The following is a 20,557-nucleotide window of genomic DNA, read 5'->3' as shown; positions in this document are numbered from 1 at the left end:
TCAACTGCCGCTTAATCCGGTTGCGATCAGGACGTTCGGGGCAGCAACCTGCCTGGATGATCGAATTGCAGGAGCTATCGGCTGACGACTGGCCCCTTTGGCGAGAGCTTCGACTCGTCGCGCTGGAGGAGGCGCCGTACGCGTTCGGGGTCCCGCTCGCGGACTGGCAGGGCGACGGCGACCGCGAGGAGCGCTGGCGGGCCCGCCTGAGCATCCCCGGCTCACGGAACCTGATCGCCCTGCTCGACGGCAAGCCCGCCGGGATGGCCAGCGGCATCCCGGGCGACCGCGAAGGCGTGACCGAACTGATCTCGATGTGGGTCGGCCCGGCGGCGCGGGGGCACGGAGTCGGCGACCGCCTGATCGGAGCCGTGGAGTCGTGGGCCGTGGAGGTGGGCGCCGAGATCCTGGAACTGGCGGTCGCACCGTTCAACGAGAAGGCGATCGCGCTGTATCGGCGGAACGGGTTCGAGGACACGGACCAGATCGGCGACGAGCTGCCGAACGGACTGCGGGAGCTGGTGATGGCGAAGAAGCTGCCCCTCAGAGATCGCGCTGCGTGAGAAGCTGCGCGACGACCACGGGAAGCCGATCCCGGTCGTCCTGCGACAGCACCTCGGCCACTGCGTCGAGCCTTCTGGTGATCTCCCCGTGCGAGTCGTTGGCCAGCTGCGTGCCCTGTGGGGTCAGCTCGATCTGACAGGCGCGGCGGTCGCGCGGGTCGGCCACCCGGGCGACCAGCCCGCGTCGCTCCACCCGATCCACGAGTCCGGTGAGGCTGGACTTCTCCAGGTGCAGGAGCTTGCTGAGCTCCGTCATGCCGACCGGGCCGCCGATCAGCATGCACAACAGCTGGGTCTGTTGCGGGGTGAGGTCGTGCTGGCGGCTGACGTCGGCGAATTCGCGCTGCACCAGATGCGACATACGCACCAGTGCGGCAGCGAACCCCAGGCCCGTCGTGGTGGTCATGGTTCGAGTGTAGTTGACGATGGTTCGTACTCCCAACTAATCTAGTTCGTACTACCAACAATTCGTTGTACGAACTGGAGGGCTCCTGTATGGCCGCCCCGAACCCCAATCGAGTCCTGGTTGCGCTCGCCACGACCGTCTTCGGCTATTCGCTCATGCAGACGGTGGTGGTCCCCGCCCTCGCGTTGCTGACCCGGGAGCTGGGCACGACCCCGACGTGGTCGGCCTGGATTCTCAGCGCGTTCCTGCTGTCCAGCGCCGTACTGACCCCGCTGCTGGGTCGGCTTGGTGACCTGCACGGCAAGCGGCGGGTGATGATCGGCGTGCTCGTCGCGTACGCGGTCGGGATGGCCGGGGCGGCGCTGGCTCAGGACATCGGCCAGCTCATCGCCGCCCGCGTCGTTCAGGGCGCGGCACTGGCGGTGGTGCCGCTGTCGATGGCGATCCTGCGTGAAACGCTGGCCCGCGAACGGCTGCCGTTCGCGATGGGGTTGGTCTCCGGGATCGTCGGTGCCGGCGCGGGTGCCGGGTTGGTGGTCGGCGGACTGCTTGCCGATCATCTGTCCTGGCGCTACCTGTTCGTCCTGGGCGCGCTGTTGGCGCTGACGAGCCTGCTGATGGTGTCGCGATGGGTGCCGGAAAGCCTCCACAGGGCGACCGGCGGCCTCGATCTGCCCGGTGCGGCACTGCTCGGCCTCAGCCTGGTCGCGGTGCTGCTCGGCCTCACGCGGGGGCCCGCATGGGGCTGGACCTCGGGGCAGGTGCTCGGGCTGTTCGTGCTTGGCGTGCTGCTGCTGGCCGCGCTCCTGGCTGTGGAGCGGGCCAGGAGCGACGCGCTCGTCGACGTCGGCGAACTGGCCGACCGGCCGATGCTCGCGACGCATGTCGCCGCGCTGCTGTTCGGCGCGGGGTCGTACTTCTTCTACGTGGCGATGCCGCTGTTCGCCCAGCAGCGGGGCGGGGTCGGCTTCGGGGCGTCCATCACCGTCGCCGGGCTGCTGATGCTGCCGGGCATGCTGGCCATCATCCCGGCGGGCATGGCCATCGGCCGGATCTCCGCGGCGCTCGGGCCGCGCTGGCCGCTGGCGGGCGGGTTCCTGCTGTTCGTCGCGGGGTCGGCGCTGCTCGCCCTCGGCCACACCGCCGAGTGGCAGCACCTGGCGTTCTACGCGGTCATCGGAGCGGGCTCTGGGCTCGTCATGGGCTCGCTGCCCAAGCTGATCGCCGACATCGTGCCGCTGACCCGGACCGGCACCGCCAACGGCATCAACAACATCGCCCGCACCGTCGGCGGCGTCGTCGGCAGCCAGCTCGCCGCCGCGTTGATCGCCTCCAATACCTCCAGCAGCGCCTCAGGAGTGCCCGATTCCGCTTTCACCACCCTGTTCTGGCTGGGTGCCGCGACAGCGGTCATGGGAGCCGCGATCTCCCCTCTCGCCGTTCGGCGCACCCCGGTACGCGCATGAGCGTCTTCAGCGAGCTCGAACTGGCCTACCTGCGAGGCGAACGGCGACTGGGACGCCTGGCCACCGTCGGCCCCGACGGCATGCCGCATGTCATGCCGGTCGGCTGGTCCCTGAACGGCACCGGCACGGTCATCGAGATCGGCGGGCGTAATTTCGGCCGGTCCAAGAAGTTCCGGGACGTGGTGCGCACCGGCCGGGCGGCGCTGGTCGTCGACGACGTCCTGCCGCCCTGGCGGCCGCGCGGGGTGGAGGTACGGGGTCGCGCCGAGGCCTTCCCGGGTGCCCAGGCGCGGATCCTGCTGTACCCGGCGCGGATCGTCAGCTGGGGTCTGGAAGACGGCCGGACGATCGAGGACACCTATCGCGCCCGCGACATCGAAGGAGGCGTCGATGGCTGACTATGGCCACGACCTGCTGTTCGCCGCCAACATCACGCCCGCCGCCCAGGATCCCGGCGCCGTCGTACGGCTCGTACAGGCCGCTGAGCGGGCGGGCGCCGACCTGGTCACCTTCCAGGACCATCCATACCAACCGGCGTTCCTGGACACCTGGACGCTGCTCTCCTACGTCGCGGCCGCCACGACCCGCGTGCGGCTCAATCGTCCCTGGATTCATGCGGGAATTTTTTCCATGATCAACTGTTATTTTTGTCCGCAGCGAGCGGATGGCTGTGCCGCGCCGAGCGCCGGAGCCGCAGCCCGTCGGCCGCCGCTTGGGCACTCGGCGCGGCTAATGTCACCTTTGGGACAGATCAGCGGTTATGACACGAAACCGGATGGTCTGTTCCTCAGCGCTCCACTGCTGGAAACCAGCCTTCTCCAGGACCCGGATCGAGGGCGGGTTCGACAGTTCCACATCGGCGCACACCGTGTGCACGCCTGGCGCGGTGAGGGCGAACGCCACCATGGCCCGGGTGGCCTCGGGGGCGTAGCCGCGGCCTCGCCGGGAGGCCACGATGCCGTACCCGATCTCGAGGATGCCGTCGCTGGGCGGCCAGAACAGGCCGATCGAGCCGACCACCAGGCCGCTTTCGCGCTCGATGACCTGACGGTGGCCATATTCGCCCAGCCACGCGGGGTGCTCGGCGAAGAGGCCGGCGATGACGTGATCGCCTTCGGCGGGGAAGTCCGCGGCCCAGTGCGCCGGGCGGGTGCCGTCCAGGACGGCGGCGACCTCACCGTCGGTCCACGTCCGCAGGATGAGGCGGGCCGTGGTCAGATCGGTGTGGGTCGGTGAAGGGGAAGATGACACGTGTGACTCCTGGTCGTTTTGGTACGACCCGGACCGCGCTAGCTTCGCGCGGGCCGGACAAGGGCATGCTGATGACGGCTGCTGGCAGCCATATTCATCAACCTCCCTCGTCACACGGCGATCACGCGCCTCTCGCGCTGGCGCGACATTAGCAACATACGGGCGGTTCGGGCAAACCGTTGCGCCCCGGGGACGGGGGCTGAGCAGAAGACCGAAGTTTTGTCCCGCCGCGGATGTCGAAACGAGCCGTTCGGCTTCTACGTCACTTACAAATGCCAGCAAACGTGCACTGCTCGCGCTCTCCACGTCCTCATAGACGTCAGGATCATGGACGTCGCGAAGGGAGTCTTCATGTCTGAACTGCGTACCTGGCTCACCGATCTCGGGCTGCTCGAGTCGCCACGTTGGCACGACGGCCGCCTCTACTTCTCCGACTGGACCGCGCGCGAGGTGATCGCGCTCGACCTCGACGGCAAGCACGAAGTCGTGGCCCGGGTGGACTCGATACCCCTCTGCACGGCCTGGCAGCCTGATGGGCGGATGGTGATCGTCGACTCCGCGCGGGGACTGCTGCTGCGCCTGGAACCTGACGGATCGCTGGCGACCCACGCCGATCTGACCGCCATCGGGGCCGGCTGGAACGACATCGTCATCGACGGCCGCGGCAACACCTATGTCGACCGGGCGGGCTTCGACATGCTCAGCGGTGGGGCGTTCGCTCCCGGGGCCGTCACACACGTCGGCCCCGACGGCTTGGCACGTGACGTGGCCGACGGCATCTCCTTTCCCAACGGGATGGCCGTGACGCGGGACAACTCAACGCTGATCGTGGCCGACTCGTACGGCAAAAGACTCATGGGGTACGACATCGGCGTCGACGGCGGCCTCTCGAACGGCCGGGTATGGGCCGACCTCGGGGACGGCGTCCCGGACGGGATCTGCGTCGATGCCGAGGACGCCGTCTGGTACGCCGACGTGCCCAACCGGCAGTGCGTGCGCGTCCGCGAGGGCGGCGAGAAGGTGCGGACCATCGACCTCGACCGCGGCGCCTTCGCCTGCGAACTCGGCGGCGAGGACCGGACGACGCTCTTCATCGTGGCGGCGGAGTGGCGGGGCATGCCCGAGATGGTGCCGCCCGGCACCGGCCAGGTGCTCTCGACTGAGGTCGAGGTGCCCGGCGCCGGCTGGCCGTAAAGGTGTCCGCGCACGTCGAGCGGTCACGGCTCGGTGCGCGCGGCCGAAGAGGTCTCCGGGCGCCGGAACAACGCCGCAAGCAGGAAGGGAACGCCGAAGACCGGCGCGTCGGGCGACTGCTCCTTCATGGGCCGCGACTCGACCTCCGTGAAGTCCGAGAAGATCCAGCGCAGCGCCTCAGGCGTATAGGCCAGCCCGCCGTCCAGGCGACCCTGGCGATAGAACTCCTCGTCGGACAGCTCGGATCCCATGGCTCCGGCGGCGAAGCAGGTGAGGGCGAGCTGACCGCCGGGCACGAGGAGCCGGTCCAGCAGGCTCAGGTAACTCACCCGGCGATGCGGCGGCAGATGGTGGAGGCAGCCGGAGTCATAGACCAGGTCGTACTGGCCGGGCGGCAGTGCGACGGAGAAGATGTCGCCGCGGTGGAAGCGGACCTCGACGCCGGCCTCGCGGGCCCGCTCCTCGCCCCAGGTGACGGCGGCCGGGGACAGATCGACGGCGTCCACCTCGAACCCGAGTGAGGCGAGATGGATGGCATTGCGCCCTGGCCCGCAGCCGAGATCCAGGGCTCGGCCCGGGGCGAGCAGGCCGCGCTCGAGGTAGGACACCAGGCTCTCGTCCGGCTTGGCCACGAAGAAGGGGATCTGCGTGGAGCGGTCAGAGTAGAACCTGTCCCACCAAGTGGCGGCGTTCGGAGTCCATCGGTCGGCATCCGCGGCGAAAAGCCGGTCCAGCATGCTGAGAACGTCGTCCGCCGTACGGATATCGCGGATCACGCATAGCCTCCTCAGACCACAGCCGCCCACGCGGCCGGACCCTCGAATTTTACCGGCTTTACGTTGCGTTTGCCCACGTCAGAGGGGGTATCCATAAGGGCTGCAGGGCGGCCTGAAGACGCCGCGGGGAGGGGTCGCATGATCTCCTCAAGGCAGGCGGTCGCCGCTCGGCAGCGCCTCCGTCAGGGGCGCCTACGGGGCTTCCTGGGAGCACAGCGAGGCCCCTTTTGCGACCCCAGGCGAAATTCTTTTGGGGTCAGCGGTCAGAGGACAGGGACGACGTCCAAAGAATCATGTGGTCGGCGTTGTAGGTCGTAGAACGCCCCAAAGCCACCACCTCCGACCCCATCACCGTCACCGCCGCCAGCCACTGCATCCCCTGCCCCGCCAGCCGTCCCTTCGTCAGATCCACCCGGTTCCACGTCAAACCATCCTCAGACAGCCAGACCGCGCTGTCGCCTTCCCCCGGCGTGCCGTGCCAGCCGACCGCCACCAGCCCCTGGTCCGCCGCCGCGAGGTCGTACACGGCCGCCGCCTGGTCCGCCGGCAGCCACGCCGTACGCCAGGTCGTACCGTCGTCTTCTGAGACCGCGGCGAAGGCGCGGCGCGAGCCGGGGGTCTGGGCCGTCCCGATCGCGATGATCTTGTCCTGGTACGCCACTACCTGCCGCAGTCCGGCGGAACTCGCCTCCGGGGGCGAGACGCGGTCGCGGGACTTCCAGTTGACGCCGTCCTCCGAGAACCAGACCACGGCGCTCTCCTGGTCGCCACCGCCCGAGCCGCCGATGGCGACATATCCGGACGGCGTGGCGGCCACGTCGTACACGCGCACGCCGGAGCCGCCCTGCGGCAGCTTCTTCGACCGGGTGAACTTGCGCAGGTCAGGCGTGAACCAGAGCGCGGCGCCCGGCGTGCCCGCCGCGTTCCTGTCCTCGCCGGCCAGCACGTAGCCCGCCTCGCCCGCGGCTACGACGTGCAGGCCCAGGTACGGATGGTCCTGGGTCCGTGCCAGGTCGCCGGAGGCGGCCACCCGCTTCCAGGTGCGGCCGTCCTCGGAGGACACGAGGAGCGGGTCGGTGACCGACGTGTCCGCCTGGGTGCTGCCGACGGCCAGCCAGCCGCGGCGGCCGTACGCGACATCGTCGAGTATCTGCTGGTTCGTCCCGCCGAGGCTCATGGAGGTCCAGGACTGCCAGTTCAGGCTGGTCCAGATGCCCGCGTCGCCGGAGGCCGAGCCGACCGCGACGTACCGGCCGTCGTGACCGGCCAGGCGGGTGGTCTGGCGGGCGATCCTCGACAGGCCGTCGACGCCGGCGAGCCGGATGCGCGTCGCGTCGCCGCGCGGGGGCGCGGTCATGAGGACGAGCTGGTTCTCGACGTCCGCCGTCGCCTGGTCGCCGCCCGCGAACAGGGTGCCCGAGTCGGAGATCGTGAAGCCGCGCAGCGTGGCGCCCGGCAGGTTCCCGAGGTCGGTCCGCTTGGCCCAGCCACGCCCGTCGGAGCTGGTCAGGATGGAGTATTTGCCGAGGTTCGCCTGGCTGACCGCGGCGATGCCGGACGGGTAGCTGATCAGCGAATCGATGCCGGGGCTCGTACCGCTCAGGCCGCGGATCGAGCCGCACTGCGCCCACTGCGCGCCGGTCGGCGAGCAGTAGACGCGCACGTCGCCGGTGATCGTCCGCTTTCTGGTGGGCACGAGGACGAACTGCTTGGGCAGGACGGCCACCGACGACCCGGTCGTGGCCTCGGGCAACTGGAACGCGGTGGCCTGGTAGGTGGCGCCGCCGTCGCTCGACCTGACGACCCGCGAGCCGTCGCCCTGGCCGGACTCGGCGATGGCCACGACGGTGTTGCCCTTGGCCACGACCGCCCTGAGCTCGCGTACGCCCAGACCGCTCGTGTCCACCCGCTCCCATGCGCGCCCGTCCGGCGACTGCCAGGCCGCGGGTCCGCTTCCGCCGTTTCCGAGCGTCGTACGGCCGACCGCGACGAACCCCGACGACGTCCTGGCGATGCCGGAGATCAGGTCACCGTTCCTGAACGCCGACAGGCCGCTCTGCTCCACGGCCGACCAACTGAACCCGTCGGTACTCGTCCACAGGCCGCGCTCGCCGCCCACCCCGTCGCCGCCGCTGGCCAGCCAGCGGCCGGCGCCGCCCACGACCCGCTGGACCGTCGGGGTGCTCGATCCGCTGACCTGGCCGAGCTGCCAGGTCTTGCCGCTGTCCGGCGAGAACAGGAACAGCGGCCGCGGCGTCGGGTTCGTCGTGTCGCTGCCGACGGCCACCACGGCGCGGCCCACGGAGGTCATGTCGTTGAGCTTCTGGTCGGAGCCGTCACCCGCCGAGGGCACCGTGAACAGCTCGTCACCCGAGCGTTCCGTGCCGTCGGACAGCGCCAGTCCCGGCTGGTCGGACGAGCGCCACTGCCACACGAGCACGCCCCCGGTCACGAGCAGGACCAGCGCCAGGAGAACGGCCGCCGGCGCGGCCAGGCTGCGCCGACGTACCGGACTCGCCCTGCGGATCGCCGACGGAGCGGGGCCACGATGGTGCCGGCCGCTGGAGCCGCCGGGCCGCGGCGGGCCCGAGGCGACGAGCAGGTCCGGCCTCGTGGGCCGCCCGGCGGGCGGGCGGCCGACGCGCCGCACCTCGCCCTCCTCCTCGGCCTCCTCCAGAGGTGCCTCGGGCTCCGGCTCGTCAAGGTCTTCGGGGTCCGGCGTGCTGTACGGGGCCTTGCGCTGGGGCTGGTCCTCCGTCTCGAACCAGGATCGGGGTACGTCCTCGTCCTGGGGCTCGGCCTCGGGACGGGGCGGGCCACTGGCCACCAGCTTGTCGGGATGGTTCACGACCCGGCGGGGGCGGCGGCGCGGCTCCGTCTCGGGTTCCGCCGTCGGGGAGCTGTACGGCCGGCGCCCCTTGGGCGGGTCCGAAGGCTCGTCCTCGGGGACGGGGGAGGAGAAGGGCGGCATACCCCAGGGGGAGGACACGGGTAAGCCCCGAGTCCGATCATCGCTGGGACCCGGCGGGGAGTGCCGGATCCGGGGTTCGCTCGCGGCCTGCGGGTCGGCGGGTTGCTCAGGCCGGGGGTCGTCGTCACCCGGCGGTCGCCGTGGCGGGTCGCTGGGGCCGGAGGCCACTCTTCGCACCTCCTAGTACGTACTGATCGAACTGAGCGAACGAGCCCGGTAGAGGTATGCCGGATCGTTCCAGGCCGGCCTCGCCGAGATGATCACCTCCAGAATCCTCGCCCACTCACAGGATCCAGAGCAACACGACTGAGCCCGAATGGCGAGACCTCTCTAGCGAGATTCCTGGCACCAGCTATCTATTTATCCCGAAACAGTGCTAACTGACCGCTTTTTAGCTAGATACATCACCCCAACCGCGAACGCACTCAACTGCACCACGGTCCCCGCCAGCGCCTGCCAGGGCACCTCCCCCTGCTGCAGCGCCTTGTCCAGTTGCCCCGCGGCCGCGCTGAGCCCGAACGCGAGGATGTTGTTCGTCACGTGCAGCGCGATCGGCGCCTCCAGCCCTCCGGTCCGCACCGCCAGCCACCCCATGAGGGCGCCGAAGCTGAACACGTCGACGAGCCCGGCCCACGTGTACCCGTGCAGGGCCGCGAACAGCGCCGAACCCAGCAGGATCCCCCAGATCGGGTTCCGCAGATGGGCCCCGAACGCCTGCAGGATCCAGCCGCGGAAGATGTACTCCTCGGCGGCGGCCTGGAACGGCACGAGCAGCGCGATCGCGATCAGCGAGGGCAGGAACGCGTTCCACCCGGCCCAGCCGAAGAGGTCCGTGACCTGCTCCCCGGTCACCATCGTCGCGACGGCCTGGGCGGCCTGCCCGAGCACCAGGGCGATGACCGCCAGCACCAGGCAGCGCAGCAGCCACGGCCACCGCAACCGCCCGGCGACCGAGGAGAGCGACCCGGGCCGCCGCCGCTGGACGAGCGCGACCGTACCGAACACCGAGGGAAGCACGGCCGCGATCGAGAGCAACACCACGACCAGCCCGAACACCGGATCGCCGAACAGCTGGTCGGGCCTCAGCGGCGCGGGGATGCCGAAGATCGTCGCCAGCACCGCGCCGAAGAACAGCACCACCGCTCCGATGACGACGAACGCGATGGCCACCACGATCGTCCCGACGATCTCCCGCCATGGCCCGCGGTCACTCACTCTGGCCAGGTGGTCGTACCGCGCGCCCTGGGGCATCGGCAGGAACCAGGGCTCCCGAGCGGGCACGGGCGGCGGCTGGTAGGGGTATGCCGGTCGGCCCGGCGGCTGCGTTCCGTACGGAAGCTGGGGTCCAGGATTTTCCTGCATCTCTACATTCTGTCCGGGAGATGAGCATTAGTTCACAGACGATCCGTTAGTTTGAGCGGATGCTCGGTGGAGTAAGCATTTCGACCCTGGGAGCAGTTCATGTCAAGGCTGGGACCTGTCATCACCCTGATAGCGGGCGGCGCGCTCGCTGTCGGGCTGGGTGTCGCCAGCATCACCGCGACACCGGCGGCCAACACAACGGCCGCCGCCACCTCCAACGAACCCCCCGCGACCGAGACCGCCGCCGCGGCTGAGCCTTCCGCTGAACCTTCGGCGGAACCCTCCGCTGCCGCCGCTACCCCTGAACCCACCCAAACCGCCGCGAAGACCATCGACAAGGCGGACTACGGAGGCTACGTCCGGGGCAACGGCGGCCTGATCGCCATCTCCACGCGCGACGGCAAGACCATCGGATATTTCTGTGACGGCAAGACCGAGGCCTGGTTCAAGGGCAACGAGAAAGACGGAAAGATCACCCTGAAGGGCTTCGGCGCCGCGGCTGTCGGCGGCACCCTGGGCGGCGGCAAGGCCACCGGCTGGATGAAGGTCGGCGGCAAGAAGTGGACCTTCTCCGCGGCCAAGGTCGTCAAACCCTCTGGCCTCTACCGCGCGACCGCGCAGGTAAGAGGCGCCAAGATCCGCGCCGGCTGGATCGTACTGAAGCAACCGCAGGGCGGCTTCAGGCAGGTCGGCGCCGCGTTCTCCGACGAGAAGCAGTTGCAGATCCCCGAGCTGAACTCCTATCAGCCAACCGCCCCGGTGCCGCTCGACGGCGACACCACCCTCTACCCGAAGGATGTCGACGGCTTCATCCAGGAGATGCAATGACCGCCACCGCGAACAGGCCGACCAGCATCACCCCCCTGCTTGGCCCGCTGCTGGTCGGCGGCCTGGTGGCGATCGCCCTCGGCGTCTACGGGCGCATGCACACCCCCACCGGCTTCGCGGTCGGCCCGGCCGGCTTCTCCGCCGCGTTGCCGATGAAGGTGTGGCTGACGACGGGCGCGTTCGTGCTCGCCGCCGTCCAGGTCATCTCCGCCCTGTCCATGTGGGGCAGGCTCGGGGTCTCCATCCCGCCGGCGGTACATCGCTGGTCGGGCCGGCTGGCCTTCCTGCTGACCATCCCCGTCGCCTTCCACTGCCTGTACGCCCTGGGCCTGCAGTACGACGTGCCCAGGGTGCTCGCCCACTCACTGCTCGGTTGTTTCTTCTACGGGCTGTTCACGGCCAAGATGCTGGCCCTGCCCAGGCGGGGCATGCCCGGCTGGACGCTGCCCGTGATCGGCGGGCTCGCGTTCACCGCGCTGGTCGGACTCTGGCTCACGTCGTCGTTCTGGTTCTTCACCACGATCGGCTTCAAGATCTGACGGCTTGAAGACCCTTGACGGCTTGAAGGCCTTAACTCTCCGGGCTGAACGTCTTCGTACGGCTCAGCCCGGCAGCCCGCCCCTTGGCCGCCACGACGAGCGCCATCTTGCGCGAGGCCTCGTCGATCATCTCGTCCCCCAACATGACCGCGCCGCGCTTCTCCACCGTCGTGTAGTACTCGTACGCCTCCAGGATGAGCTCGGCGTGGTCATAGTCCTGCTGCGACGGCGAGAACACCTCATTGGCCGCCTCCACCTGCGACGGATGGAGCACCCACTTCCCGTCGAACCCGAGCGCCGCGGCCCGCCTGGCCACCCGCTTGAAGCCCTCGACGTCCCTGATCTGCAGGTACGGCCCGTCGATCACCTGTAGATCATGCATCCGCGCGGCCATGAGCAGGCGCATCAGGATGTAGTGGTACGCGTCGCCCTCGGTGTAGCCCGGCGGCTGCTCCCCCACGACCATCGTGCGCATGTTCACCGACGCCATGAAGTCGGCCGGCCCGAACACCAGCGCCTCCAGCCGCCTGGACGCCCCCGCGATGGCGTCCACGTTGACCAGCCCGCGCGCGTTCTCGATCTGCGCCTCGATCCCGATCCGCCCCACCCGCAGCCCCATCGTCTTCTCGATCTGGGTGAGCAGCGTGTCGAGCCAGACGACCTCGGTCGAGTCCTGCACCTTGGGCAGGATCAGGCAGTCGAGCTTGTCCCCCGCACCCTCCACCACCTCGATCACGTCACGGTAGGTCCACTGCGTCGACAGATCATTCACGCGTACGACCCGCGTCTTCCCTGTCCAGTCACCCTCACGCAGCGCGGTCACGACGTTCTTGCGAGCCTCGTCCTTGGCCAGGGCCGCGACGGAATCCTCCAGATCGAGGAACACCTCGTCAACAGCCAAGGTCTGAGCCTTCTCCAGGAACCTCGGGCTACTACCTGGGACAGCGAGAACAGATCGACGTGAGCGCATGCGCACACGCTAATGCCCTGCCCCTGGCTCGTCGCACCCGGCGGATCGAGTGTTCAACTCGTTCCACTTGTGCAGAAGCTGGGGGACCTCGCTGCGGAGGAACGCGAAGAAGCGCCGGGTCTCGTCCATCCGGGCGCCCGCGGGCGTGTCCGTACCGAATACCTCGACCCCGTCGCGCGCGCCCTCCTCGAAGCGACGGAACACCTCGTCACTCGACGCTGCCGCTTTGTACCAGGCCGTCTGGTCGACGCGGTAGTGATCACGGCGCTCTCCGGGGTCCCGCTCACGGGTCACCATCCCGACCCGCATCAGGTACTTCACCGCACCCGAGACGGCCGACGGACCGACCTGCAGCACGTCGGCGAGCTCAGCGGCGCTACGCCGGCCGTCGTCGGCGATGAGGAGCGCCGCGAGCACGCGTGCGGCCATGCGCGGATAACCCGAGTTGGACATGATCACGGCGAAGCGTTCGAGGAACCGCAGCGCGTCGGCTGTGGGCGCGTTGCCGCTTCTCTCGATCATGCCGCTCTCGTCGCCTGGTCTCGCGGTCATCCACACCCCTGCGCGTCGTCTCTGATGGGCCCTAGGCTACAGGGTTATCCATACTTCATGAATTTCGTGAAATTCATGTAAGCTGCAAAGCATGTCAAACATGATCTCCGTGTCCGGCCTGATCAAGACCTTCGGCCGGACACGGGCACTCGACGGTCTGGACCTGACGGTCCGGGCCGGTGAGGTGCACGGATTCCTCGGCCCGAACGGGGCCGGCAAGTCCACTACCATCCGAGTTCTGCTCGGCCTGCTGCGCCAGGACTCGGGCACGGCTCGGCTGCTGGACGGCGATCCATGGCGAGACGCGACCACACTGCATCGCCGACTCGCGTACGTGCCCGGCGACGTGACCCTGTGGCCGACGCTGTCCGGTGGCGAGGCGATCGACCTGCTCGGCAGGATGCGCGGCGGGCTCGCCCCCCAGCGCCGAGCCGAACTGCTTGACCGCTTCGAGCTGGATCCACGCAAGAAGGGGCGGACCTACTCCAAGGGCAACCGGCAGAAAGTGGCCCTGGTCGCGGCGCTGTCCTCGGATGCCGACCTGCTCATCCTGGACGAGCCCACCTCCGGCCTCGACCCGCTCATGGAGGCGGTCTTCCAGGAGAGCATCCAGGAAGAGCGGCGCAAGGGACGTACGGTGCTGCTGTCCAGCCACATCCTCGCCGAGGTCGAGGCCCTGTGCGACAGGGTGAGCATCATCCGGCACGGCCGCACGGTGGAGACGGGCACGCTCACCGAGCTGCGCCACCTCACCAGCACCTCGATCACGGCCGAGCTCGCCGGCCCCGTACCCCAGCTCGCCGGATCAGCCGGCGTGCACGACCTGTGGACGCAGGGCAATCGGCTGCGCTGCCGGGTCGACGGAGACGCGCTGGACACGCTGCTGCGCGAGCTCGTGAAGGTCGGCGTGCGGAGCCTGGTCAGCCAGCCGCCGACGCTGGAGGAGATGTTCCTGCGCCACTACGAAGACGATCCGTCCGGTACGGGCGCGACCGGCAAGCACGCGGCGGTGCAGCGATGACCACGCTCACCGGCACCGGCGGACTGATCCGGCTCATCCTGCGACGCGACCGGGTGAGGATACCGGTCTGGTTCGGACTGGTGGCGATGCTCGTGATCGGCATCGCGAGCTCGGTGGCCGGCGCCTATCCCACCGAAGAGGCGCGCCTGGCGGTCCTCCACACGACCAACGGCGACCCGACACAGCTCATGATGATCGGCCCGATCTATGACTCGTCCGCCGCAGGGCTCGCCGTGTGGCGAGTACGCGGGCAGGCCGCCCTGCTCATCGCGCTGGCGAGCCTGTTCCTGGTGATCCGCAGCACCCGCGCGGAGGAGGAGGCGGGCCGTAGCGAGCTGCTGGGCTCGACCGTGGTCGGCAGGCACGCGGCACTGACGGCCGCGCTGACCGTGGCGTTCGCCGCCAACCTGGTCACCGCCCTTGTCGTGGCACTGGGGCTCATGGGCCAGGGGCTGCCTGCGCGGGGCTCCCTGGTGATGGGACTGTCGGTCGCCGCCGCCGGTTGGGTCTTCGCCGCGCTCGCGGGCCTGACGGCCCAGCTGACCGACAGCTCTCGTACCGCCGCCGGCATCGCCGCCACGGCGATGGGAGTCCTGTACGCGGTGCGCGCGACCGCGGACGTCGAGAAGAGCTCCTGGGTGGCCTGGCTGTCGCCGTTCGGCTGGACCCAGCACATGCGCCCCTTCGCCGGCGACCACCTCTGGCCGCTACTGCCGGTCATCGGCCTGATTTCGCTGCTGGTGGCCGGCGCCTACCGGATATCCGCACGCCGGGACCTGGGGGCCGGAATCCTCCCGCCCCGGCTCGGTCCCGCCGACGCGGCGCCGGGCTTGCGCACCTCGCTCGCCCTGGCATGGCGACTGCAGCGGGGCACGCTGCTCGCCTGGACCGTCGCGTTCACCGCGTTCGGCGCCGGCCTGGGAGGCGTGGCGCGGAGCGCCGCCGAACAGCTGAACGCGAGCGAGGCCCTCAGAGGCCTGATCGAGCGGATGGGTGGCGGTGGCCGTCCCGCCGACGGCTTCTTCGCCTTCGTCATCTACCTGATGAGCCAGGTCATCACGGTCTACGCGATTCAGGCCACCCTGCGACTGCGGGCGGAAGAGACCTCCGGCCGTGCCGAGATCATCCTGACCGGCCCGGTCGGCAGGCTGCGCTGGGCAGGCGGTCACCTGGCCATCGTCGCGGCCGGGTCGGGGATCGTGCTCGCCGGGCTCGGTCTCGGGATGGGTCTGGTGCACGGGCTCTCCACGGGAGATCTGGGCGGCGAGATCTCACAGCTCTTGGGTGCGAGCCTGACACGGCTGCCTTCGGTCCTGGTGCTGGCCGCCATCTCGGCGCTGGTGTACGGCCTGCTGCCCCGACTCGCCGCGATCATCGCTTATACGGCGCTCGCTCTGTGCCTCGTGCTCGAGTTCGCGGTGGAACTGCTGCACGCCGATCCGTCGATCTTGAAAGTGTCGCCGTTCGCGCAGACGCCTGGGCTTCCGGTCGCCGAACTCACTGTGACACCGCTGATCCTGCTGGCCGTCATCGCCACCGGGCTCACCGCTGTCGGACTGGCCGCGCTCCACCGTCGCGACCTCGGATAACCCGGAAGACCGCCTTCGGGCACGGGTAGGACCGCCGCCCTGGACCCACCCCACCCCCACAGGCCCTCGCTCCGCTCGGACGCCCTCCCCAAGCGCGGGCTCCGCCCACGCGCCTTCCGGGGCCGGCCGCATCCTTCGAAAGGCACTGCGGCCAGGAGGCGTAGCGACGTCGGGCACCCAGGCCATGCGGCGGCGTCCATTCACGGATTCACGTTCACTGCCGTTTTGCCGGAAACAGCCGGCGGTGACAACGGTCGCGGCTCGGCTCCCAGACCGTGACGGGGCTGGCATCCATGAGGGGCTTCAGTGAGCTGGTCTGAGCATTCACGATTGGGTGGCGGTGCCGAGCATCCACAGAGATGCCATGGGTAGTGCCCTCAGTTTCTCGCCGAAAGGCAGGATCTGTTCGCCGGTGTACAGGACGAACCCCGCCCGAAACCTTGCTCCAAGCCGGTCAGCCAAGTGGCGCAGTCCGCGGAAGTCGTCACCGCGGACGGTTTCCGCGGCTTTGATCTCCAGGCCGATCACTTCGCCGGAAGCGTGCTCCAGAACGACGTCCACCTCGATCTTGTCGCGGTCACGGTAGGGGAACAGCTGGACGGATTCGTTGGCCCAGGTGAGCTGACGTGCTACCTCGCCAATCGCGAAATTCTCAAGCAGTGGGCCGATGGGCGCCGTCACATCCCTGGCGCGATCAGGTGACATTCCGATGAGCCGACCGCCGAGCCCGCTGTCCGTGACGATCAGTTTGGGGGTGGAGATGGCGCGGCGGGTGAGATTCGACGACCAGGCCGGGATGCGCTTGATGACGAAGATCAGTTCCAGGAGGTCCAGATAGCGCGAAAGCGTCATCCTGGGGAGTCCTACGTCGCCGGCGATCGACTGGACCACGGCCAAGCCGCCCATCCGGGCCGCGATGACGCTGAGCAGCCTGCGCATCTCTGCTGGACGTTCGATGTCGGAGATCTGGCGCACATCACGGGTGATCAGATCGGTGACGTAGGAGTCGAAGAACCTGTTGCGCCTGCGTCCGGGATCCCGCCGAACCGCCTCCGGGTAACCGCCGCGCAGCGCCCGGTCCACGTAGTCACGCTTACGGAGCGGACAGGGACGCATGGCGACATCAGCGCCATGCGCGAAAATCGAGTGTCATTGCCTCGGCGCGTCGCGAGAATAGAGATGGCCCCGTCACACCTGCGACATTATCGCAGGTCAACTGGGTTGCGTGGGCATTCTGCCGACCAGTGCGTGGGCGTTCTGCCGGTGAGTGCGTGGGCGTTCTGCCGGATGATGCGTGAGTGATAAGCACCCAACGGATCTGTACCGCGCTCCGTGGCGGGGGCCGTACCTACTGGTGATGCCTCACGCTGCTGCCAGTTGATTGCCTACACGGCCGTACTGTCCCTACCACCCAGATCGGCACCGTCGAGGATCTTGCGGAAGTCGCACCGTACGTTGTGCGCGGTTCCGCTCCTGATACGGAGAGCCCACTGGTTACACGTTACTCAAGGACCGGGCGACGGCTGGTTCTACCCGTTGACGTCGCGCACCGGGCCGGACACCGTTGCGCCACTCCCACGTGCGGCGTTCGCCCCCGAGCCTGGCTCGCCAGAAGAAGTACTGCGCGATGATGCACGGTCCGAGCAGGGTCATCAACGGCACGCCACCGTGCGTCCAGCCGAGGCTCACCCCGGTGATCACGACCGCCACGACCGCCAGGCCAATGGCCGCGCCGGCCCACCCGGCGGCCCTGCCGTACGCCTTGGTCGTCACCAGCGGCCACAACGCGAGGATCAGGCAGTCCCCGAGCCCGGCCGCGATCGGGGAGTCGCCGGTGCTGACGGCGAGCATGGGCGTGAAGGGCGCGTCCGCCAGGTGCCGCAGCAGGTCGGCCGTGACCGAGGTCAGCCCGGTCGCCACCAGGTCGTAGGGGGCCAGGATCGCGGCCAGGGCGGTGACCTGGGCGGCGGTCATCCCCGTCTGCGCCCACATGTTGGTCACCCCGACCACGGCGATGGCGAGCAGCAGGTCGCCGGAGATCACCCTGGCGGCGTCCCAACCGGCGTAATGGGCCACCAGGACGAACCCGCCGAGGGCCAAGGCGATCAGAGTCCCTGCCCTCCCTCCGAGCGCCGCGGCGGCCGCGACGGTGAACACCAGGCCGAACAGCAGCGCGACCAGCCATTTCGGCAGGTTCTGGTACGCCATGGGCAGCACGATCAGGAACGCCGCCATGATGAGGATGTCCGATCCGACGAACCGCCCGACCGGCGGCCGTGGCATGACCACCAGGCGGAGGTACACGGCGGACGCCCCGATGATCGCGGCGACCATGCCTACCAGCGTGAGTCCCTGCATGTCATGTCTCCGGGTGGAGTTCGAAGCTGTCCTCGGTCAGGTCGGCCCGTACGCGACACGGTTCGGGCAGGTCCACCGCATCCTCGACCAGGACGAGCCCGGTCAGAGGCAGCGCGCCGACACGGTCTTCCAGCTGCGGCCTGGACGCTTTGCCCGCCACCACGTGCAGGACCGTCCCGTCCAGGGCGTAGCGGGTAGGGAGCGGCACGTCGGGTACGGCCTGCAGCAGGTCGAGCATCGCCCGCGTGGTGAGCTCCGGACGCGCGCCGCTCGTCCGCCCCAGCAGCCGGGACGTGGCGGGCATCCCCAGCAGCGAGCACTCCACCGGCTCGCCGGCCGGCAGGCGGCGCACCAGGTCGCCTGTGGCGTACCTGAGCAGCAGCGTGGTGTCGCGGTACTGCGTGTACGGCGTGACCACCAGCGTCCCGATCTCGCCCGGTGCGGCCGGCAGGCCGGTGACCGGGTCGAGAACCTCGATGTGCGCCTGCTCGGGGGCGAGGTGCAGGTGCTCCGCCTCGCAGACGAGCCCGGCCGTGGGCATCGTCTCCGTCATCGAGTAGGTGTCGGTGATCTGCGCCCCGAACGCCTGCTCGGCTCTGCGGCGCAGCGGGTCGCTGAGCACCTCACCGCCCACCAGCACCTGCAGCAACCCGAAGTCGGCAGGCCGCCACCGGCCCCGCTCGACCAGCTGGACCAGGCATCCGAGGTAGGAGGCCGTCGTGATCAGATGGGTGACCTGCGGCTCCTTGCCCGGCAGCGATCGATGTTCGGTGAGCCGGTCGAGCGCGATCCGAGGATCGACCGTGCCCAGCGCGGCGAAGCCCGCCCCGACCATCGCCAGCGCCTGCTGCACGGTGAGCTTGGCCAGCGTCGCGCGGGAGCTGATCGTCGACATCACGACGTGCCGTTCGCGGCAGCCGTTGACCATCATGAACGACATCGCCGACAGCGCGGCGGCCAACTCCAGCTCGTAGCGCGAGAACCAGACACTGGTCGGCGCGCCCGTGGTCCCCGTCGTCTGCGCCAGCAGAACAGGCTCGGCGTCGTCGGACACGAAGTCGGCGGAGGCTCCCCGGAGCGCGGCCTTGGTCGTCGGCGGGAGCTTGTCCAGGGTGTCGAGCGTGACATCGCCGGGGTCGACGCCGTTCTCGCGGAACCAACGGCGATAGTACGGCACGTGCGCCGCGGCCTGCCGTACCGTCTTGCGCAACCGGCGGTCGGCCATCGTCCGGCGGATCTCCAGATCCGGGTCGACGCCACCGGGAAGCAACGCTCCCGCTTCTTCGCCTGGCTCGCCGAATTCCTCGATCGTCGCCCGCAGATCGGCGACCGTGGCACGCAGCCCCGCCGGGTCGAGTCGCCCGCCCCTCAGCAACGCCATGCCGTACCTGATCTGCCGGACCATCGTGCCGAACACGTCACCTCCATCACTGGGGTGGCCGCCCAGGCGGCCACCCCCCGATCACCGGGAACGGTCAGCCGGTGGTGAACATGACAGCGGTCATCGTGCTGGCCGCGTAGCGGGCGTAACGACGTGCGATCTTCAGCATGGTGGTCTCCGAACGGCTTTCACATCTCAGGATCTCTGAGACACTTTGATCATCAATCGCCGCCTGTCAGGACACAACGGTCCTGAATCGTGCGCTTAATAACGCTGGTCAGGGCACAAATAGGGTGAGAGCCGATGCGGATTCACTTCAGCGCGGAGGATCTGAGGAAGACGCATGTCGCCCCGACGTTCGGCCCGCTGGCGGAGACGTCCGCCGCACTGATGTTGCTCCGCCATCCCTCGCCGGGCGTGATGTTCCGGACGTGGTTCCGGCGGGTCCGCCAGAACCGGCCTCCCCATCTGCGGCTCCTGGGGTCGCTGTATCAGGACACGCACCACGGACTCGACCTTTTCGCACTGCTGGGGCAGGCCCCCACGGTCGAGGAGGGCCTGGAGCGATTGCACGCTGTGCCTCGGGCGGCGCTGCGCACCGAGATCGGCCCCCTCCTCGCGCGCATGACACACAGCCCTCCCGTGTGGGTGCGGAGCCTGCTGGCTGAGGACAGGACCCCGGTGGTCACGGCGTTGCGTGAGTTCCACCAGGTCGCCATCGCGCCCGAGTGGACGCGCCTGCGCTCGCACCTGGAGGCGGACCGGGCCATGCGGGGCCGCGTCCTCCTGGAGGGCGGGCTCGACCGGTTGCTCACCACTCTCCATCCGCCGACCGTCCGGTGGGACCCGCCGGTGCTGGAGGTCAGGACCAAGGGAGGCTCGATGGCCGACGAGTACCTGAACGGGCGTGGGCTGACCCTGGTTCCCTCGGTTTTCGTCGGGCCTGAACCCATGCTCAGCTTCACTCCGGGCGATCCTGAGTGCCCCCTGCGGCTCGTCTATCCGGCGTCGCGGTCCGGGGAGAGCGTCATCGGATTGTGGGCCGGCGGCGATCCCGCCGACCCGCGGGACTCGCAGGCCGAACTCCTCGGCCGCACCAGGAGCAGGATGCTGCGGGTGCTGGCCGACGACGCCTGCGGAACCACCGACCTGGCCGTCCGCCTCGGCATCTCACCGGCCGCGGCGAGCCAGCACACCAGGGTCTTGCGGAACTCAGGCCTCATCACGACCCGCAGGATCGCCAACACCGTGCTGCACATGCTCACACCATTGGGGGAAGCCCTGGTGGCAGGCACCCTTGGTTGAGCGCGGAAACAGCGGCACTGTGGCA

General features: G+C 69.2%; 19 protein-coding genes and 1 pseudogene. 10 read left to right on the top strand and 10 right to left on the bottom strand.

Annotated elements, in window-relative coordinates; genetic code table 11:
* Window positions 1-56: 56 nt before the first annotated feature.
* Window positions 57-563 (top strand): GNAT family N-acetyltransferase, encoded by a 507-nt coding sequence (locus tag KLK06_RS34525; protein ID WP_214639778.1) that lies wholly within the window; start codon window positions 57-59, stop codon window positions 561-563.
* Here KLK06_RS34525 and KLK06_RS34520 read toward each other — a convergent pair.
* Window positions 544-969, bottom strand: coding sequence for a MarR family winged helix-turn-helix transcriptional regulator (locus KLK06_RS34520; RefSeq protein WP_214639777.1), 426 nt, complete (start codon window positions 967-969; stop codon window positions 544-546). The genes KLK06_RS34525 and KLK06_RS34520 overlap by 20 nt on opposite strands.
* Window positions 970-1,034: 65 nt before the next feature.
* Between KLK06_RS34520 and KLK06_RS34515 the strand changes: the two genes are divergently transcribed.
* The 3 genes and pseudogenes from KLK06_RS34515 to KLK06_RS34505 all read left to right on the top strand — a co-directional run.
* Window positions 1,035-2,435 (top strand): MFS transporter, encoded by a 1,401-nt coding sequence (locus tag KLK06_RS34515; RefSeq protein ID WP_214639776.1) that lies wholly within the window; start codon window positions 1,035-1,037, stop codon window positions 2,433-2,435.
* Window positions 2,432-2,833 carry a PPOX class F420-dependent oxidoreductase gene (locus KLK06_RS34510; RefSeq protein WP_214639775.1) on the top strand — a complete coding sequence of 134 codons (402 nt, stop codon included), beginning with the start codon at window positions 2,432-2,434 and terminating at the stop codon, window positions 2,831-2,833. The genes KLK06_RS34515 and KLK06_RS34510 overlap by 4 nt, the downstream gene beginning before the upstream one ends.
* Window positions 2,826-3,020, top strand: a pseudogene (locus KLK06_RS34505) (LLM class flavin-dependent oxidoreductase); the annotation flags it as partial. The gene KLK06_RS34510 and the pseudogene KLK06_RS34505, both read left to right, overlap by 8 nt.
* Before the next feature lie 150 nt (window positions 3,021-3,170).
* Here KLK06_RS34505 and KLK06_RS34500 read toward each other — a convergent pair.
* Window positions 3,171-3,686 (bottom strand): GNAT family N-acetyltransferase, encoded by a 516-nt coding sequence (locus KLK06_RS34500; protein ID WP_214639774.1) that lies wholly within the window; start codon window positions 3,684-3,686, stop codon window positions 3,171-3,173.
* A 351-nt stretch (window positions 3,687-4,037) separates the two neighbouring features.
* Between KLK06_RS34500 and KLK06_RS34495 the strand changes: the two genes are divergently transcribed.
* Complete coding sequence (locus tag KLK06_RS34495; protein ID WP_214639773.1) at window positions 4,038-4,880, top strand: SMP-30/gluconolactonase/LRE family protein; 843 nt, start codon at window positions 4,038-4,040, stop codon at window positions 4,878-4,880.
* A gap of 23 nt (window positions 4,881-4,903) precedes the next feature.
* Here the strand turns inward: KLK06_RS34495 and KLK06_RS34490 are convergent, their stop codons facing one another.
* The 3 genes from KLK06_RS34490 to KLK06_RS34480 all read right to left on the bottom strand — a co-directional run bounded on the left by KLK06_RS34490 (window position 4,904) and on the right by KLK06_RS34480 (window position 9,989).
* On the bottom strand, window positions 4,904-5,656 hold the full coding sequence (locus tag KLK06_RS34490) for a class I SAM-dependent methyltransferase (RefSeq protein ID WP_308168577.1): 753 nt from the start codon (window positions 5,654-5,656) through the stop codon (window positions 4,904-4,906).
* 256 nt (window positions 5,657-5,912) lie between these two features.
* Window positions 5,913-8,645, bottom strand: coding sequence for a hypothetical protein (locus KLK06_RS34485; protein ID WP_214639772.1), 2,733 nt, complete (start codon window positions 8,643-8,645; stop codon window positions 5,913-5,915).
* A 342-nt stretch (window positions 8,646-8,987) separates the two neighbouring features.
* The gene (locus tag KLK06_RS34480; RefSeq protein ID WP_214639771.1) at window positions 8,988-9,989 is read right to left on the bottom strand and encodes a CPBP family intramembrane glutamic endopeptidase; all 1,002 of its coding nucleotides are present in this window, start codon (window positions 9,987-9,989) and stop codon (window positions 8,988-8,990) included.
* A 99-nt stretch (window positions 9,990-10,088) separates the two neighbouring features.
* On the opposite strand from KLK06_RS34480, the gene KLK06_RS34475 reads away from it, so the two are divergent.
* Both KLK06_RS34475 and KLK06_RS34470 read left to right on the top strand, forming a co-directional pair.
* A complete protein-coding gene (locus KLK06_RS34475) occupies window positions 10,089-10,817 on the top strand; it encodes a hypothetical protein (RefSeq protein WP_214639770.1) in 729 nt (242 codons plus the stop codon).
* Window positions 10,814-11,356, top strand: coding sequence for a DUF6529 family protein (locus tag KLK06_RS34470; protein WP_214639769.1), 543 nt, complete (start codon window positions 10,814-10,816; stop codon window positions 11,354-11,356). Before KLK06_RS34475 ends, KLK06_RS34470 begins: the two co-directional genes overlap by 4 nt.
* Window positions 11,357-11,387: 31 nt before the next feature.
* On the opposite strand, the gene KLK06_RS34465 is transcribed toward KLK06_RS34470, so the two are convergent.
* Entirely contained in the window at window positions 11,388-12,326 is a 939-nt protein-coding gene (locus KLK06_RS34465) for a CoA ester lyase (protein ID WP_214639768.1), read from the bottom strand.
* Between the two features lie 9 nt (window positions 12,327-12,335).
* Window positions 12,336-12,878, bottom strand: a complete 543-nt coding sequence (locus KLK06_RS34460) for a GbsR/MarR family transcriptional regulator (protein ID WP_250906423.1) — start codon at window positions 12,876-12,878, stop codon at window positions 12,336-12,338.
* A gap of 91 nt (window positions 12,879-12,969) precedes the next feature.
* Here KLK06_RS34460 and KLK06_RS34455 point away from each other — a divergent pair, with 91 nt between their 5' ends.
* Together KLK06_RS34455 and KLK06_RS34450 are read left to right on the top strand one after the other, a co-directional pair.
* On the top strand, window positions 12,970-13,899 hold the full coding sequence (locus tag KLK06_RS34455) for an ABC transporter ATP-binding protein (protein WP_214639767.1): 930 nt from the start codon (window positions 12,970-12,972) through the stop codon (window positions 13,897-13,899).
* Entirely contained in the window at window positions 13,896-15,488 is a 1,593-nt protein-coding gene (locus tag KLK06_RS34450) for an ABC transporter permease (protein ID WP_214639766.1), read from the top strand. The genes KLK06_RS34455 and KLK06_RS34450 overlap by 4 nt, the downstream gene beginning before the upstream one ends.
* Before the next feature lie 324 nt (window positions 15,489-15,812).
* On the opposite strand, the gene KLK06_RS34445 is transcribed toward KLK06_RS34450, so the two are convergent.
* The 3 genes from KLK06_RS34445 to KLK06_RS34435 form a co-directional block, all read right to left on the bottom strand.
* The gene (locus tag KLK06_RS34445; protein ID WP_214639765.1) at window positions 15,813-16,571 is read right to left on the bottom strand and encodes an ATP-binding protein; all 759 of its coding nucleotides are present in this window, start codon (window positions 16,569-16,571) and stop codon (window positions 15,813-15,815) included.
* A 411-nt stretch (window positions 16,572-16,982) separates the two neighbouring features.
* A complete protein-coding gene (locus KLK06_RS34440; protein ID WP_214639764.1) occupies window positions 16,983-17,846 on the bottom strand; it encodes a hypothetical protein in 864 nt (287 codons plus the stop codon).
* A gap of 1 nt (window position 17,847) precedes the next feature.
* Window positions 17,848-19,263: a phenylacetate--CoA ligase family protein gene (locus KLK06_RS34435; RefSeq protein ID WP_214639763.1), complete on the bottom strand. Its 1,416-nt coding sequence runs from the start codon at window positions 19,261-19,263 to the stop codon at window positions 17,848-17,850.
* Window positions 19,264-19,530: 267 nt separating this feature from the next.
* Here KLK06_RS34435 and KLK06_RS34430 point away from each other — a divergent pair, with 267 nt between their 5' ends.
* On the top strand, window positions 19,531-20,532 hold the full coding sequence (locus tag KLK06_RS34430; RefSeq protein WP_214639762.1) for an ArsR family transcriptional regulator: 1,002 nt from the start codon (window positions 19,531-19,533) through the stop codon (window positions 20,530-20,532).
* Window positions 20,533-20,557: the final 25 nt, after the last annotated feature.

It is taken from the genome of Nonomuraea sp. NEAU-A123 (assembly GCF_018603905.1).
Classification (GTDB): Bacteria; Actinomycetota; Actinomycetes; order Streptosporangiales; family Streptosporangiaceae; genus Nonomuraea.
This window is presented reverse-complemented; position numbering and strand designations above follow the sequence as displayed.